Origin of the sequence: Arthrobacter pigmenti, assembly GCF_011927905.1 — a bacterium.
In the GTDB taxonomy this organism is placed as follows: Bacteria; Actinomycetota; Actinomycetes; order Actinomycetales; family Micrococcaceae; genus Arthrobacter_D; species Arthrobacter_D pigmenti.
In genome coordinates, this window is sequence record NZ_JAATJL010000001.1 from 1779782 (window position 1) to 1794659 (window position 14878).

10 protein-coding genes are annotated in these 14878 nt (G+C 65.1%); 3 read left to right on the forward strand and 7 right to left on the reverse strand.

Annotated features, from left to right (window positions below; genetic code table 11):
* Positions 1-155 precede the first annotated feature (155 nt).
* The 3 genes from BJ994_RS08195 to ffh form a co-directional block, all read right to left on the reverse strand.
* Positions 156-1043: a VOC family protein gene (locus BJ994_RS08195; protein ID WP_167993228.1), complete on the reverse strand. Its 888-nt coding sequence runs from the start codon at positions 1041-1043 to the stop codon at positions 156-158.
* A gap of 74 nt (positions 1044-1117) precedes the next feature.
* Positions 1118-1822, reverse strand: a complete 705-nt coding sequence (locus BJ994_RS08200; protein ID WP_167993230.1) for an alpha/beta fold hydrolase — start codon at positions 1820-1822, stop codon at positions 1118-1120.
* A gap of 64 nt (positions 1823-1886) precedes the next feature.
* Positions 1887-3470, reverse strand: coding sequence for a signal recognition particle protein (gene ffh, locus BJ994_RS08205; protein WP_167995929.1), 1584 nt, complete (start codon positions 3468-3470; stop codon positions 1887-1889).
* A 115-nt stretch (positions 3471-3585) separates the two neighbouring features.
* Between ffh and BJ994_RS08210 the strand changes: the two genes are divergently transcribed.
* Positions 3586-5028 (forward strand): glucose-6-phosphate dehydrogenase, encoded by a 1443-nt coding sequence (locus tag BJ994_RS08210; protein ID WP_342450322.1) that lies wholly within the window; start codon positions 3586-3588, stop codon positions 5026-5028.
* Between the two features lie 76 nt (positions 5029-5104).
* Here BJ994_RS08210 and BJ994_RS08215 read toward each other — a convergent pair whose 3' ends face one another.
* The gene (locus BJ994_RS08215) at positions 5105-5443 is read right to left on the reverse strand and encodes a P-II family nitrogen regulator (protein WP_167993233.1); all 339 of its coding nucleotides are present in this window, start codon (positions 5441-5443) and stop codon (positions 5105-5107) included.
* Complete coding sequence (locus BJ994_RS08220; protein ID WP_167993235.1) at positions 5440-6747, reverse strand: ammonium transporter; 1308 nt, start codon at positions 6745-6747, stop codon at positions 5440-5442. Before BJ994_RS08220 ends, BJ994_RS08215 begins: the two co-directional genes overlap by 4 nt.
* Positions 6748-7008: 261 nt before the next feature.
* Here BJ994_RS08220 and BJ994_RS08225 point away from each other — a divergent pair, with 261 nt between their 5' ends.
* Positions 7009-8727 carry a hypothetical protein gene (locus BJ994_RS08225; protein WP_209066703.1) on the forward strand — a complete coding sequence of 573 codons (1719 nt, stop codon included), beginning with the start codon at positions 7009-7011 and terminating at the stop codon, positions 8725-8727.
* 77 nt (positions 8728-8804) lie between these two features.
* Here the strand turns inward: BJ994_RS08225 and ftsY are convergent, their stop codons facing one another.
* Entirely contained in the window at positions 8805-10010 is a 1206-nt protein-coding gene (gene ftsY / locus BJ994_RS08230; RefSeq protein ID WP_167993237.1) for a signal recognition particle-docking protein FtsY, read from the reverse strand.
* Between the two features lie 96 nt (positions 10011-10106).
* Between ftsY and BJ994_RS08235 the strand changes: the two genes are divergently transcribed.
* On the forward strand, positions 10107-11309 hold the full coding sequence (locus BJ994_RS08235) for an MFS transporter (RefSeq protein ID WP_167993239.1): 1203 nt from the start codon (positions 10107-10109) through the stop codon (positions 11307-11309).
* Here BJ994_RS08235 and smc read toward each other — a convergent pair.
* Positions 11306-14872: a chromosome segregation protein SMC gene (gene smc / locus BJ994_RS08240; protein ID WP_342450323.1), complete on the reverse strand. Its 3567-nt coding sequence runs from the start codon at positions 14870-14872 to the stop codon at positions 11306-11308. The two genes, BJ994_RS08235 and smc, sit on opposite strands and share 4 nt — an antisense overlap.
* Positions 14873-14878 lie beyond the last annotated feature (6 nt).

The window sequence follows — 14878 nt, forward strand, 5'->3', positions numbered from 1 at the left end:
ATCAAAAGGGCGAACTCCGGTTTCTGCACCCGTGGGGCGGGCCATACTTTTGGGGGTTCTAGAGGACACAATGCACGCAGAGAGAGGGGCTGCGCAGATTGGGTACAGCTACATTGTGCCAGACGGAACGGCCTGCAGGCGACTCAGGCACGCCTTCAGCGTACGGCGACCCGCAGCTTGTTGTTCCAGGGGTCGTTAAATCGCAGCTCCGCGCCGGTGTGGTGGTACCCCACTCCCGCCGCGTCCAGCCGCTCCGCGAGAGCGCCTGCCTCATCAACTGTCTGAACGTGAATGAGGACTTCGCCGAGGCCGAGGGTGTCCTTCCGCGGCCCCGCGCCGCGGCTGTTCCAGACATTCATGGCCATATGGTGGTGGTATCCCCCGGCGGCCACGAACAGCGCCTGGCCGTGCCATCCCGCGGTTCGCTCGAAACCAAGCGTAGCCACGTAGAAGTTCTCCGCCGTCTCAACGTCGCCCACCTGCAGATGGACATGCCCGACGTCGGCGGGAGCCTTCTCCTGATTCCTCACCGAATCCTCGGTCAGGTTCGCGGTCAGGTACTGCTGTGGCGGCAGTGGCGTGTTGTCCATCGTGACGGAGCGGTGGCCGTTTGATGTGGTCCAGTTCCAGGTCTCCCGGGGTTTGTCGAAGTACAGCTCAACGCCGTTGCCCTCCGGGTCCGTGAAGTAGAAGGCCTCGCTCACAAGGTGGTCCGCGCTGCCCACGTAGCGGCCTTCCCCGGCTTGTGCCGACTGCGCTGCGGATGCAACTGTTGCCGCCAGGTCCGCGCGGTCGGCAAAGAGAATGGCGGTGTGGAACAGTCCCGCCTCCGAACGGGCGGGCAGTTTCAGGCCACCGGCAGGAGCCAGGTGCACAAGCGGCGTATTGGGGCGGCCCAGATACAACCCTTCCGCGGATTCGGCGAGATCAACCAGCCCGAGGGCCGACCGGTAGTAGCCCGCCATCCGGGCCAGATCCCCCACCTTCAGCGTGATGGTTCCCATTGCCGTCTCGGCCGGGAGCAGGTCCTGTACTAAGTTCATGAGTTCCTCCAAGTGCGCGCTGTTACACAAGCTAACTACTTGAAGGTTAAAGTTATTTCCGGCACTATCAGTTTTCAGGCCGCTTTCCGGCTGTGGGTGCGAATAAAACCGCTGATCAGGTCCGCGCCGGCGGGGGTGTCCTGCGGACGGTGTCCTCCACCAGCCACCGTATGGCGGGCGCCCGTCTCAGCCAGATATCCCGCCACTTCCTCATAGAGCGGCTCCCACCCACCGGTCAGCACGAGGGTGGGCACGCCGGGAACAATATGCAGTGGCGCCGTCCAGGGTGGTGCCTGCAACCTCAGGCGCCGCGCCGCACGCTTTGCCTCGGGGGTATCAAGCGTCCGGGGCTCGGCGGCGAAGACCAGGCGAACGAATTCGCGGTTGAACTCCTCGTCCGTGAGCTCCCCCGCCCTGTCGAACAAGGGCTGCACCCGCGCCTTGTGCGCGGCTGTGGCCGGCAGTGACTCCGTGAGCGACAGGCACGCAGGCTCAGCCAAAGTCAACGACCTCACGAGCTCGGGGCGTTCGACCGCAACCATCATCGCTGCGACGGCGCCCTGCGACGCTGCCACCAGATGACCGCCCGATCCGAGCGCCTCGGCGACTATGCGCTGATCCTGCGCGAAATCGGTGGGCAGCGGAGCGGCTACCGGATGGAACCCGTGGCGGCGAACAAAGAGGCAGTCAAACTCCAGAGCCATCCCGTGCTGACGGGTCCAGGCGGCGGCACCGAAGTTACCGGCACCGTGCACGAAAACAACGCGTTCACTTTTCATGGCCTCAACCTAGGTGCCGCCTCTGACGAAATGCAGAAATCTCCTGGGGCAGCCTGGTCCGCTACTACTTGCCGAGGAACTTCTCGAAGCCCTTGGGCAGGTTGAGCGAGGCAGGATCGAAGTCATCCTGCTTGCCGAAAGCGGCACCGCTGGGAACCGCCGCACGCTGCCCGTTCCGCTTGGCTTCCGCAGCGGCAGCTTCCTGCGCTGCCTTTGCGGGATTGCCCGACTTGGGCTTCTTCTTGCCCTTGGCATTCGGCTTGCCCTTACGTGCTCCACCCGAGAAACCCCCGGGCCCGGGCATGCCCGGCATTCCCGGAATACCACCGCCTGCAGCCATCTTTCGCATCATCTTCTGGGCCTGCCCGAAACGCTCCAGCAAGCCGTTGACTTCGGACACGTGCACACCGGACCCACGGGCAATGCGCGCCCGGCGGGAACCGTTGATGATCTTCGGTGCAACCCGCTCATGGGGCGTCATCGAGCGAACAATCGCCTCCACCCGGTCAATCTCACGCTCATCAAAATTCTCGAGCTGCTGCCGCATGTTCGCCGCACCCGGCATCATCATGAGCATCTTCTTCATGGAGCCCATGTTGCGGATCTGCTGCATCTGCGCGAGGAAGTCATCGAGGGTGAAGTCCTCCTGGTCGGCGAACTTCTTCGCCATCCGTGCGGCTTCATCCTTGTCCCATGCCTGCTCGGCCTGCTCGATCAGGGTGAGGATGTCTCCCATGTCGAGAATCCGGGATGCCATCCGGTCCGGGTGGAAGACCTCGAAGTCGGTCAGCGCTTCACCGGTCGAAGCGAACATGACGGGCTTGCCAGTTATGGACGCTACGGAGAGTGCCGCGCCGCCGCGGGCATCGCCGTCGAGCTTGGTCAACACCACGCCGGTGAAGTTCACGCCCTCGTTGAAGGCCTGCGCAGTGTTCACTGCGTCCTGGCCGATCATCGCATCGATGACGAAGAGGACTTCGTCCGGAGTTACCGCATCGCGGATGTCGGATGCCTGCTGCATCAGCTCGGCGTCGATGCCCAGACGACCCGCTGTGTCGACGATGACGACGTCGTGCAGTTTGGTCCGTGCCTCCGCAACGCCCTGGCGGGCGACGTCAACGGGATCACCTGTGGCGGCTTCAAATTCGGAACTGACACCGGGATGCGGCGCAAAGACCGGCACACCTGCACGTTGACCGTTTACCTGCAGCTGCTTGACCGCGTTGGGCCGCTGCAGGTCGCAGGCGACCAGCAGCGGGCTGTGGCCCTGACCCTTGAGCCACTTGGCCAGTTTTCCGGCCAGCGTGGTTTTACCCGCACCCTGCAGGCCGGCGAGCATGATCACCGTCGGCGGGTTTTTGGCGAGGCGCATCCTGCGGGTCTCCCCGCCCAGGATTCCCACCAACTCCTCGTTCACAATCTTGACAACCTGCTGGCCGGGGTTCAGCGCCTGCGAAACCTCCAGACCGAGCGCACGTTCCTTGACCTGTGCGGCGAAAGCACGCACGACCGGGACAGCAACGTCTGCGTCGAGCAGGGCGCGGCGGATCTCGCGGACCGTGGCGTCGACGTCGGCCTCTGACAGGCGACCCTTGCCGCGAAGGTTCTTGAAGGTCGCTGTCAGCCGGTCTGAGAGTGAATTGAACACGGTACGTGAACTGCTTTCCTCGAGCTTGCGTGGATTCAACTATCAAGGGTAGCAACTGGGCATCTTCCCCGTGTGCGCGAGACAGGGACACACCTTCGGTGGCAGGGTGTTAAGGGTGACTACTCATGCGATTGATGAACAGGCCTCGGGCCACCAGTTCCAGGGGCAGGCAATCCGTACGCTACTGATCCTCGGCGCCTCGGGGGACCTCACCGGACGCCTCCTCTTGCCCGGCCTCGCACGCCTGGTCCGGCATGGCAAGGCGGGCAACCTGGCCCTCGTCGGAGCGGGGTCGGACGCCTGGAGCGAAGAACAGTGGCAGGACCGGCTGAAAACCTCCTTTGCTGCCGCTTCCCCCGCGTTCACCCAAAATGACGACGACGACGGCGAACACGCGCTGACCCGCATCCGGACCGAGAGCACGTACCACCAGGTGGACGTGACCGCCAGGGGTGCGCTCGCAGAGCTGATCGCCGGGCTTCAGGGACCGGTCGCCATCTACTTCGCCCTGCCCCCAGCCGTCAGCGAGAAGGCGTGCGCCACGCTCGAGCCCGAAGACCTGCCGGAGGGCTCCCGGCTGGTAATGGAGAAACCGTTCGGGACGGACCGGGAATCGGCGCACCGGCTCAATTCCATCCTCGAGGACCTCGTCCCCGAAGACCATGTCCACCGGGTTGACCACTTCCTGGGCAAGGCCACGGTGCTCAACATCCTGGGCCTGCGCTTCGCGAACCGCCTTCTAGAACCGGTCTGGAACAACCTCCATATCGAATCCGTGGACATCGTGTTCGACGAAAAGCTCACGCTGGAGAACCGCGCTCGCTACTACGACGGCGCCGGGGCCCTGCGTGACATGATCCAGAGCCATTTGCTGCAGATTATGGCGCTGATCGCGATGAACGCGCCGTCGACCCTCCACGAGCGGGACCTCCGCGACCACATCGGGACGGTCCTTCGCGCCAGCTCTGTTGGTCGCGACTATAGGAACACCACCCGGCGCGCCCGGTATACGGCCGGCACGATCGAGAACCGGGATGTGCCCAACTACGTGGATGAGGACGGCGTTGATCCTGCCCGGGGAACCGAAACACTCGCGGAGATCGAAGTCTCCATCAACAACGACCGCTGGGCCGGAGTGCCCTTCAGGCTGCGTTCGGGCAAGGCAGTGGGCCGCACCCATAAGGAAGCCGTCATCACTTTCAAACCGGTGAATCACCTGCCTGACGGATTCACCGGCGTTGATTCGCCCACGCGGCTACGGATTGGATTCGGTCCCGACACTCTGCAGCTGGACATCGACGTCAACGGCCCCGGTGACGTGTTCTGCCTGGACCGGGCCACCCTGCAGGCGGAACTCAACGCTTCCGAGCTGCTCCCCTACGGCGAAGTTCTGGACGGTGTGCTATCAGGGGATCCGACGCTGTCCGTCCGAGGGGACACAGCGGAGGACTGTTGGCGCATCGTCGAGCCTGTCCTCGCCGCCTGGCAGGCAGACGAGGTTCCGATGGATGAATATCCCGCCGGCTCGGACGGCCCGTCCTCGTGGCCCGATTCCTAAGGCCGAACTTTCGCACAGATAAGGCGGGTTTGAACCGAGTTCAACCCGCCTTATCTGCACGAACCTTCCCAGAGGGTCAGAGCGCGGCTTCCCCCCGCTCACCAGTACGGACGCGAACAGCATCCTCGACCGGAAGGACCCAGACCTTGCCGTCTCCGGCCTTGCCGGTGTTGGCGGTTGAGACCAGTACATCGACGATGTCGTTGACCCAGGCGTCAGCCACCAGGACCTCAACGCGTGCCTTCTGCAGGAGATCGACCGTGTATTCCGCTCCCCTGTAGACCTCAGTGTGTCCGCGCTGGCGACCGTAACCGCTGGCCTGGCTGACCGTCAGGCCCTGCACCCCGTAGTTCTCGAGGGCTCCCCGGACGTTGTCGAGCTTGTCCGGCCGGACAATGGCTGTCACTAGCTTCATGAGTTCACTTTCTGCTGTGCCGCTTCAACCGGTGGTGCCGGTGCGGGCTCGTGGAAGGGGTGAAAGGGGCCACCGACGCCCAGCCCACCGAATTCGTACGCGGTCTCGGCGTGCTCGGAGAGGTCCACGCCGGACACCTCGTTGTCGGCGGTGACGCGGAATCCGATGGTCTTGTGGATGGCCAGGCCAATGAGTGCGGTCATGATCGCCGAGAGGGCAACCGCCACCAGCACCGACACCACCTGCGCCACTAGCTGGCCGAACCCACCGCCGTAGAACAGGCCGCCGCCTACGCCGTCGATTGGCAGGGCAATGAAGCCGATCGCGATCGTACCGAGCGTTCCCGCCACAAGGTGCACCGCAACGACGTCGAGCGAGTCATCGAAGCCGAGCTTGTACTTGAGCCCGACGGCGAGGGCGCACACCGCGCCCGAGACCAGGCCGAGTCCGACGGCGCCAACCGGGCTCACGCTCGCGCAGGCCGGTGTGATCGCTACCAGTCCGGCGACGATCCCCGAAGCGGCTCCCAGCGAGGTGGGACGGCCGTCGCGGAACCTTTCGATGACAAGCCAGCCGACCATCGCTGCGGCCGGAGCGGCCATCGTGTTGACCCAGATGAGTCCTGCTTCCTCCGCGGTGCCGGCAGCACCGCCGTTGAATCCGAACCAGCCGAACCAGAGCAGCGCAGCGCCGAGCATCACCAGTGGAACGTTGTGTGGGCGGTGCGCCGGATCCTTGCCGAAGCCCTGCCGTTTGCCCAGAATGATGGCCAGGACAAGCGCTGCCACGCCCGCGCTGATGTGGACAACTGTTCCGCCCGCGAAGTCGATTGCTTCGCCCACTGCACCGCCGATGGCGCCCTCAGCGCTGAGGAGTCCGCCTCCCCAGACCATAAAAGCAAGGGGACAGTAGACAGCGGTGACCCAGATGGGAACAAAGAGCGACCAGGCGCCGAACTTTGCGCGGTCGGCGATCGCACCGCTGATCAGCGCTACCGTGATGATTGCGAAGGTTGCACCGTAGCCGGCGCTGATCATGTCCTCGGTACCAATCAGGCCCTCAAGCCCGAAGGAGGCGAAGGGATTCCCGAATAGCTGGGCGATACCCTCCCCACCGGTCATCGAGTAACCCCAGAGAACCCACACGATGCCAACGAGGCCCACAGCGATGAAGCTCATCATCATCATGTTCAGCGCTGCCTTGGCGCGGGTCATGCCGCCGTAGAAAAATGCCAGTCCGGGGGTCATGAGCAATACCAGGGCGGCGGAAACCATGACCCAGACGTGACCTGCAGTCAGATCCATCTTTTCGTCCTCTCGGAAGTGGCGGGCACTTCCCGCTGGTTCAAAATCTTGGCAATCCCGTGTTTCGCCGCCTTGGGAATTGTGTTGCGGGGACGTTACAAGCCGCGACCCGAGGTAAAGAGTGGATGACCGCTTTGTTTCGGGTGTGTTTCACGGTGGGGATGACGGCGCGGGAGTGGGTGGCGTCGTCGTTGTCGGGCATGTCGGGAGCTGGCGGTTAAGCTTGAATGACGCTGAATCTCAGCCACGCTTTGGAGAAGAATGTCTCATCCACCCACTGAACCGAACGACACGCCGCGCAGGCGGCGTATAACGGCGCGCCACCAGGCCCAGGGCCGTCCGGATCCCCGCCTGATGATCGGTGCTGCCGCGGCCGCTGCAATGCTGCTTGCAGGGACCCTTGTGGGTGTCACCGTTCTGCCCAACGGCGGGCGTCCGGCCACGGTTGAGAGCATTGCGCCTCCTCCGCCGCCGGAACTTACCGGAACTCCGTCGCCTGCGTCTACCGAACCGCTGCCGGCTGCGCCGACGGTGTTCTATCAGCAGGCGGGTCCGCCCGCGGGGTCTCCGTTGGAGGCCGTGGAACCGATGAGTGTTTCGGTCAGTGATGAGCAGACTGGCACGGTTCTTCCGACGGGTCTTGTTGGTATTTCTTTGGAGGCAACGGATCTTGCTAATCCTCAGCTCTCCGGGGACAACGCTGAGATAGTTACGAGTTTGCAGGGGTTGGGGCAGCCGATGCTGCGCTTCGGAGGCAACGCCGTTGACCGCCGCTTCTTCTGGACCTCGTCCGGGGAGCCGATCCCTGCCGGACTCGAGGGCGATAAAGCCCATCCGGTGCGGGCTGCGGGACCGGCGGACCTGGAGCGTATCAACACCCTGCTGGTCGCAGCGGATGCCACCATCAGTCTGACCGTGGACCTTGCGCACTTCGATCCTGCCCGTGCCGCGGACATGGCCAAGCACGCCTCGAACATCTTCGGGGACCGCCTGGTGGGTATCACTGTGGGCAATGAGCCCAATGGTTACCCGAAGACCGGTCTGCGTCCGGATGACTGGTGGATCGAGGACTACCTGGCCGAGTTGAAGCAGTACGCGGAGGCGATGTACGCCGTCGCGCCTGACGTCGCGATCGTTGGACCGGGAACGTACTCGGAGTCCTGGTGGGAGCCCTTCGCCCAGGCTGAGATCCCGCAGGAGAAGATTCTGTCTTTCCACCATTACCCGCTGTCCCAGTGCGACGGCGCCCAGGATCCGTTGGGTGAGCCGATCATGGAGAACCTGATGGCCGAACCGATCCATGAACGTGCCCAGGACTACCGGTTGCAGGCAATGGCACCGGCGAATGCGGCCGGGTTGAATACGTGGATCCCGGAGACCGGTATCTCTGCCTGCCCCGGGTCCAACGAGACCACCGAAACCCACGCCTCGGCCCTGTGGACCGTTGACTACGCGCTCAGCGCAGCGGAACTCGGGATTCCCCGGCTGAGTTTCCACAGCTCGCTGATCACCTGCCAGGGCGGACCGCCGATGTCCTCCATCTGCACCGGCGGCCAGTACCTGCAACCCGATGGCACGTTCCACGAACGGGCCAACTGGTACGGCCAATCCCTCGTGGCCGAACTGCCCACCGGCTGGTTCCTCGAATCCTCACAGCAAGGCGGTGGCCTGGCCTACAGCTACGCCGTCAAACATGAGGACGGCAGCATGAGCGTGATCCTCGTGAACCAGAACAACCCCCAGAGCGCTGCTCCCACCGACGTGACCATCACCCTGCCCGAAGGCGCCCGCACCGGTGTCATGACACAGATGACCGGGCCGTCCTACAGAGCCCACAACGACACACGCATCGATGGACAACCAGCACCACCCATCCCAGCCCCGGAACGACCATCCATCCCCGACTTCGAACCAGGCACCACCGAGGTCACCCTCCCGATCACCGCCGGAACGGCAACCGTCTTCACCTTCACCTTCTAGCCCATTTCGGGCCGACACCGAATGCGCCGGCGGAGCAATCTCCGCCGGCGCATCCGGTTATTCAGCTCTGGGCCGGACTAATTCAGCAGTGCGTCGACGAATCCTTCGGCCTCGAAGGGTGCGAGGTCGTCAGCACCTTCACCGAGCCCGATAAGTTTCACCGGAACGCCGAGTGAGCGTTGGATCGCGACGACGATCCCTCCCTTGGCTGTGCCGTCCAGTTTGGTGAGGACGATGCCGGTGATGTTGACGACCTCGGCAAATACCCGCGCCTGGTTGAGTCCGTTCTGCCCGGTGGTTGCGTCGAGGACAAGCAAAACCTCGTCCACGGTGCCCTGCTTCTCGATGACCCGCTTGACCTTGCCGAGCTCATCCATCAGCCCCACCTTGTTCTGCAGGCGCCCGGCTGTGTCGATCATGACGACGTCGACCTCGCCCTCGATACCTGCCTTCACGGCCTCGTACGCGACCGATGCGGGGTCCGCGCCGTCGACGTCGGACTTCACCGTCGGCACTCCCACGCGCTGTCCCCAGGTGGCCAACTGCTCTGCCGCGGCAGCACGGAACGTGTCCGCCGCACCCAGCAGCACGTCCTTGTCCTCTGCTACCAGAACCCTGGCCAGCTTGCCTACGGTGGTGGTCTTTCCTACCCCGTTGACGCCGACAACCATCACAATTGCGGGACGGTCCGCGTGCCTGTCTGTGGCCAGGGACCGGTCCATGGTGGGATCGACCAGCTTCACGAGTTCCTCGCGGAGCATCTCCTTGACCTCTTCGGGGCTTCGGCTGCCCGCTATCTTCACGCGGGTGCGCAGGGCATCAACAAGTTCAGTCGTCGGCTCGGTGCCAAGGTCTGCCAGCAGCAGCGTTTCCTCGATCTCGTCCCAGACGTCCTCGTCGATCTGATCGCGCGAGAGAAGGGCGAGCAGTCCCTTGCCGAGCGCGTTGTTGGACTTGACCAGCCGTGCGCGCAGACGCGCGAGCCGGCCCTGGACCGGATCAGGGGTTTCAACCGGGACGGTCTCGACGCCGGTGTCCGTCTCCTCGAGGTCCCGGAGATCGTCCGGAATAACGACGTCGGGTGCAGTGTCAGTCTCGACGGGCCGGTCCAGGGTGTCGGTGCCGGCACCGCGCGAGGTGACGCCGCCGTCGTCGTCGGCGTCCCGCGTGGTTGTGTAGGTGCCCGGCGGGGTCCGGCGGGACCGCACGAGCAGGGCTGCAAGCGTGCCCAGAACGGCCAGCGCTACGACTACGTAAATTACTATCGGGAGGATCTCGTTCACGTTCCCAAGCTTCTCACACCGGGCATTGGCAATCGGAAGTCGCCGGAACTGGGAGAATCGTACTTTGTGGTTGCTTTTCGGAACTTTCCCCGGCGGATGAAACCTGCCGCCGGCGCGGCTGAGCGCTTACGTCTGCCGCGTGAAATCAAGGTACTGATCGCTGCGGCTTTCGTGATCGCGATCGGCTTTGGGCTCGTGTCCCCCGTCCTTCCCCAGTTCGCCCAGAGCTTCGGCGTCGAAGCGACGGCAGCGGCCGTGATCGTCAGCGCGTTCGCATTCACGCGACTGGTGTTCGCGCCTGCCGGCGGCAAGCTTGTCGAGCGTCTTGGCGAGCGGCCGGTCTACGTGGCAGGGCTGATCATCGTTGCTCTTTCGACGGCGGCGTGTGCCTTCGCAGCGGACTACTGGCAACTGCTGATCTTCCGGGGGCTCGGGGGCATCGGCTCAACCATGTTCACCATCTCGGCGATGGGGCTGATCATCCGGTTGGCGCCGCCGGGAATGCGCGGCCGGGTGAGCGGTGCGTATGCGTCCGCATTCCTGCTCGGCAGTATCGGTGGACCCTTCATCGGCGGGCTGCTCGCCGGATTCGGCCTGCGGGTGCCGTTCCTCGTGTATGCGGGGGCGCTGCTGGTGGCTGCCGCCGTCGTCTTCTTCCAGCTGAAGGACACCACGCTGGGCGGCCGCACCAAAGGTCCGGTGCAGCCTGTCCTGCCCGTGCGCGAGGCGCTACGGGATTCTGCCTACCGGGCGGCGCTGGTTTCCGGTTTCGCGAACGGCTGGGCTTCCTTCGGTGTGCGGATGGCGCTCGTTCCCTTGTTCGCTGCTGCGGTCCTGGGAGCCGGTCCCGAAGTCGCGGGTATCTCATTGGCCTTCTTCGCGGGAGGAACGGCCCTGGCGCTGACCTTCTCGGGACGGCTCACCGACTCGGTGGGCCGAAAACCGCTGGTGCTTACCGGGCTGGCCGTCAACGGAATCGCGATGGCGTGCCTGGGCCTGACCGGCGACGTCGTTACGTTTTTCGCCGTTTCGGTGGTGGCGGGCATCGGGGCAGGCATCCTGAACCCGGCGCAGCAGGCGGCGGTGGCTGACGTCGTAGGGAACGAGCGAAGCGGCGGGAAGGTGCTGGCTGCCTTCCAGATGAGCACCGATACCGGAACCATCTTCGGCCCCATCCTGGCGGGCGTCCTCGTTGACACCCTGTCCTACGGATGGGCTTTCGGGCTGACGGGCGTGACCGCCCTCGCAGCGTTCCTGATGTGGACGCTCGCGCGGGAGACCCTGCAGAGCAAGTCTTAAGCGTCCACGAGGCGCTGGCTGATCACCGTGGAAACGCCGTCGCCCCGCATGGTGACGCCGTACAGGGCGTCCGCAACCTCCATGGTGCGCTTCTGGTGCGTGATGACGATGAGCTGGCTGGACTCGCGCAGCTCCTCGAAGATGGTGATGAGCCTGCCCAGGTTGGTGTCGTCCAGCGCGGCTTCAACTTCGTCCATCACGTAGAACGGTGACGGACGCGCCTTGAAGATCGCTACCAACAGGGCGACCGCGGTCAGCGAACGCTCCCCACCGGACAGCAACGACAGCCGCTTAATCTTCTTTCCGGCAGGGCGGGCCTCAACTTCGATCCCGGAGGTCAGCATGTCATCCGGGTCAGTGAGCACGAGCCGCCCCTCACCGCCCGGAAAGAGGCGCCCGAAGACCCGCTCGAACTGCTCGGCGGTGTCCTGGTAGGCGGCGGTGAAGACCTGCTCTACCCGTTCATCCACCTCGCGGATAATGTCCAGCAGGTCCTTGCGCGTGGCCTTGAGGTCCTCCAGCTGGGTACTGAGGAACTGGTGCCGTTCCTCGAGCGCCGCGAATTCCTCCAGTGCCAGCGGGTTGACCTTGCCCAGTGCTGAAAGATCCCTCTCGGCGCGTTTGAGCCGTTTCTCCTGCTCCTCGCGCACAAAAGGGACTCCTTCGCGGACGGGATTGCCGCTCTCGTCCACCGCCACGCGCAATTGCGCCCACTTGTCGCCGGTTTCACCGGCGGAGGGAACGGGCTGATCCGGCCCGTACTCGGCCACCAGGTGATCGGCTGTGAGCCCGAGCTCGTCGATAGAGCGGTTCTCCAGCGTCTCGATCCGCAGCCGCTGCTGTGCCCGGGCCAGCTCGTCACGGTGCACGGAATCCGTCAGTTCGGCAAGCTCTGCGAGAAGCTTCTCATTGTCTGTTCGGACCGTCCCGAGCTCGGCTTCCCACGCCGAACGGACGGCTTCGGCTGCGTCACGGCTCTGCGCGGCGCGGTCCACTGAAACGTCGAGGAACGTCAGCGCCTGCCGCACCGCCTGCCCAACAGCCGCCGCCTTCTCGCCCTGCAGACGCCGGATCCGGGCGCGTTCGGCAGCCTGCTCGCGGGCGGTGCGCTCGGTCTGCGCTGCATGCTCAAGCGACGCCGCCCGGTTGGCCGTGGCATTGAGCTGTTCCTCGGCACTGCGCAGCGCGAGCCGGGCCTCCATTTCGGCCTGTCGGGCATGGGTCGCAGCGAGGGCGAGCGTGTCGCGGTCCTGCGTGTCGGGTTCGCTCTCCGCGGGGGCCTCCTGGGCCTGTGCCAACCGTAGGGTGATCTCTTCCAGCCGTTGCTCCTCGGCGGCGAGGTTTGCCTCAGCGGTTTCGGCGAGGCGGGTCAGCCTGTCCGTCTCCCCAGAGGCCGAACGCAATACGGAACCCAGCTGTCCGAGTTTCTCCGCTACGGCCGCGAGCCGCGCATCCGACTCGTGCAGCCGTTCGAGGGCAGCGTCAGCGCGCTCCTGGGCTTCGGCGCGCTGCGCTGTGGCAGCAGAGATCCCGAAGCGCGCGCGCTCATACCGTTCCGTGACCGCCCGAAGCGCTTCCGCTGCCTCATCGACCGCCGCCTGCACCTCAAGGGTTCCAGGTGCCGCCGCCGTTCCACCACGCACCGTCGCCGCGGTGAAAACGTCCCCGCTACGGGTCACGGCGGTCAGTTGCGCATTCCGGTTCACCAGCTCCGCTGCCTCGGACAGCGAGCCGACGACGACGACGCCACCCAGCAAGGCGCGCACGGCGCCTTCGAGCCCAGCCTGTGCGGTGACGAGTTCCGCCGCGGAGCGCAGGCCATCCGGCAGGGCCACCGGGGGCTCAGTCATGAGCCCTGCAACCAGCAACTCAACCCGGCCGGCGTCGTCGTTCTTCATGAGACGGAGCGCGGCGTCTGCTGCTTCCAGGGAATCGACGGCAACACCCTCCGCGACCGCTCCCAACGCCGCGGCGACGGCAGCCTCGTAGCCGGCTTCAACGCTGAGCAGTTCGGCTACGGATCCGAGCACGCCTTTGACATCCGCGGTCAGGAGGGCGCTGGACCCGTCCTTGCGCTCCAGGCCCATCCGCAGGGCTTCGATCCTCGCCTGCAGGGCATCGCGCTCGCGTTCCGCGGCCCGCTCCTCGTCGTTCAGGTTCTCCAGCGATTCGAGAACCGCCTCCAGTGCGGCGCTCGCTTCCTCATAGTCGGCGTCGAGGCTTTCCTCACCCTGCTCTGCACCGGCCACCTGAGTCTCGAGGGCCGTGAAATCAGACTGCGCCTGGCGGCGGCGTTCGCCCACCTCAACCACGGAGGCGCGCAGCCTGCCCAGCTCCGCCTCCGCTGATTCGACCCGTGATCGGGCCGCACCGACCTGCCCGGAGAGCTTCGCCAGGCCCTCCCGGCGGTCGGCCGCAGCACGAAGCAGGGATGCGAGCCGTTTCTCTTCGGCTGCCGCGGCGTCCTCTGCCTCGGCACGCTGCTCCACTGCGTCTTCGAGCGCGTCCCGCCGGTTCCCTATGTGCTCGGCAAGCTCGGCCTCTTCAGCACGAACGAGGCTGGCCTGCCGCTCCAGCTCATCGGGATCCCGGCTACCGTCCGCAGCGGTGTCCACTGAACCCAGGAGCCGGCGTCGTTCCTCCGCCAGGGTCCCCAGCGACCGGAAGCGTTCGCGGGTGGAGGAGAGCCGATACCACGCATCCCGTGTGGCGTTCAGCCGCGGGGTGGCGTCTGCTGCAAGCCGCTCCAGCTCCGCCTGCCGGGAACGGCCGGTCTCCAGCAGCGCTTCAACCTCGGCGCGCCGCTGCTTCAGGGCGGTTTCATCAGCGACCTCCTGCTCGAAGGAGGCAACGAGCTGCGCAAGATCGTCGGCAAGCAGTCTGGCGCGGGCGTCGCGGACCTGGAACTGGACCTGCTGGGCACGGCGCGCGATGTCCGCCTGTTTGCCCAATGGAGTCAGCTGGCGTCGGATTTCGCCGGTGAGGTCGGTCAGGCGGGTGAGGTTGGCCTGCATCGCCTCGAGCTTACGCACCGTCTTTTCCTTGCGGCGCCGGTGCTTCAGGATGCCGGCTGCTTCCTCGATGAACCCGCGCCGGTCCTCCGGTGTGGCGTGCAGCACCTTGTCCAGTTGACCCTGCCCCACGATCACGTGCATCTCGCGGCCCAGGCCGGAATCGGAGAGCAGTTCCTGGATGTCAAGCAGCCGGCAGTTATTGCCGTTGATGGCGTACTCGGAACCGCCTGCCCGGAACAGGGTGCGCGAGATGGTGACTTCGGAGTATTCGATCGGCAGGGCGCCGTCGGCGTTGTCAATTGTCAGGGAGACCTGCGCTCTGCCCAGGGGCGCACGGCCGGAGGTCCCCGCGAAGATGACGTCCTCCATCTTGCCGCCGCGCAGCGTCTTGGCGCCCTGCTCCCCCATCACCCAGGCCAGTGCGTCCACCACGTTGGATTTGCCGGAACCATTGGGACCGACGACGGCGGTGACGCCCGGCTCAAAGTCGAAGGTCGTGGCAGAGGCAAATGACTTGAAGCCTCGCACGGTCAGACTTTTCAGGTGCACGGGTTA

What these genes read in the sequence shown, in the direction of transcription:
- BJ994_RS08195 (WP_167993228.1), bottom strand. Translation starts at nt 1,043, where the DNA reads ATGAACTTAGTACAGGACCTGCTCCCGGCCGAGACGGCAATGGGAACC.
- BJ994_RS08200 (WP_167993230.1), bottom strand. Translation starts at nt 1,822, where the DNA reads ATGAAAAGTGAACGCGTTGTTTTCGTGCACGGTGCCGGTAACTTCGGT.
- BJ994_RS08215 (WP_167993233.1), bottom strand. Translation starts at nt 5,443, where the DNA reads ATGAAGCTAGTGACAGCCATTGTCCGGCCGGACAAGCTCGACAACGTC.
- BJ994_RS08220 (WP_167993235.1), bottom strand. Translation starts at nt 6,747, where the DNA reads ATGGATCTGACTGCAGGTCACGTCTGGGTCATGGTTTCCGCCGCCCTG.
- BJ994_RS08225 (WP_209066703.1), top strand. Translation starts at nt 7,009, where the DNA reads ATGTCTCATCCACCCACTGAACCGAACGACACGCCGCGCAGGCGGCGT.
- BJ994_RS08235 (WP_167993239.1), top strand. Translation starts at nt 10,107, where the DNA reads ATGAAACCTGCCGCCGGCGCGGCTGAGCGCTTACGTCTGCCGCGTGAA.